This window comes from Vibrio sp. Vb1574 (genome assembly GCF_033338675.1).
The window spans coordinates 1-1,575 of the sequence record NZ_JAWOTC010000157.1; the positions used below are offsets into that span (position 1 = coordinate 1).

At 43.9% G+C, this 1,575-nt stretch carries 1 protein-coding gene; it reads right to left on the bottom strand.

The genetic code is table 11. The features are described from left to right. Positions 1-290: 290 nt before the first annotated feature. On the bottom strand, positions 291-1,565 hold the full coding sequence (locus R7O12_RS24380) for a dicarboxylate/amino acid:cation symporter (RefSeq protein WP_318126613.1): 1,275 nt from the start codon (positions 1,563-1,565) through the stop codon (positions 291-293). Positions 1,566-1,575 lie beyond the last annotated feature (10 nt).

The window sequence follows — 1,575 nt, forward strand, 5'->3', positions numbered from 1 at the left end:
GGAGAATCGGGTTTCAACCCTTGCTCACAAACAAAAATAATCAATGTTTGCTTCTCTATGCCACATAGATAAGGGCGTCAAAACGCTTTTCAAGGGCAGAATTGAAAAAAAGCGTATTTTTTATGAATTAATTGATTTCTTTCAAGCTTGTTGGGAATGCATCACATTCCAGAGACAACTTCCAAAGTAAACATGATGAAAAGCGGTTATTTTTCTGTGACATAAAAAAACAAGAAAGCGAGCTCATTCCGCTCGCTTTCTATATATAGATTCAACTCTATTGTTCAAGACTAGGCATTAGCTTGTGCAGGCTGCACCTCTACTTCTTCTTGATTGCCAATCTCACCTTCTGTTTTGGCGACAATAGTGTTCACTGCGGTATCCCCTACCACGTTCGAAGAGGTACAGAACATATCGTTGATACGGTCAACCGCTGCAATGATAGCTAAACCTTCTGGTGGAAGACCCAATTGGTGAAGAAGCACACCAACCATCACTACACCACCACCTGGTACGCCACCAGCACCAATAGAAAGAAGAAGAATCGTCAGACCGAGTGTAAACACATCAGCGGTGTTAATTGGCTGGCCAAACGCGTTAGCAACGAAGATTGTTGCAAGCGCGATGTAAATAGATACACCTGACATGTTCATCGTCGCGCCTAGCGGTACACCAAAACCCGCAACTGATTTAGAAACTTGCAGTTTCTCTGTCAGAGTACGCATGGTTACGGGGATGGTTGCATTTGAACTTGCCGTAGATAGGGAAAATAGGATTTGTTCACGAGTTGCACGGAGAAACGCCTTTGGAGAAGTTCCAGTCGTAATGCCAACTGCCATTGGATAGAAGATGAAAATCCAGAACACAAGCATAGCCACGACAAGCGCAACGTAACCTGCAACAGACATCAGTGTATTCGCATTTAAGGTTGCACCTAGTTGAATCATCAGAGCAAACACACCGTAAGGTGCTAGACTCATGACCAAACCAACCAGCTTCATCATGATCTCATTGGCCATCTTAAACGTGCGGATAGCAGGGCCACCACGAGAATCCAGAGCTTGAATGGCTAGACCTGTCAAAATAGCCATAAAGATAATTTGTAGCATGTCGCCGTTAGCAAAAGCTTGTACTGGATTGCTTGGTACAATGTTTACCACGAGCGAGAAAATATCTGGTGTTTCAGTTGTCGTCAGTTTGACGGTTTCAGAAACCGTACCCGCTAAGTTTGCACCAGCACCCGGTTGGAAAATTAAACCTACGGTCAACGCTGCTGCGATCGCAATGATGGTATTGAGAATGTAGAGAGTAAAAGTTTTCCCACCAAGACGACCAAAAGCACTAATGTCTTTCAAATCGACAATGCCGCACACGATTGAAACATACACAAGAGGCACAACCAAAAGCCTGATCAGCGAGACAAACATGCCGCCAACCCCTTCTGCCGTTCCAAGTAGGTAAGTATCAAAAATCGCAATACCGCTAAATAAGTACTGAATAGCTGTGCCCAGCACAAGGCCGGCAAACAAGCCTATGAAAATCTTACTAGAAAGCGATTTATCCATTATAAATCTC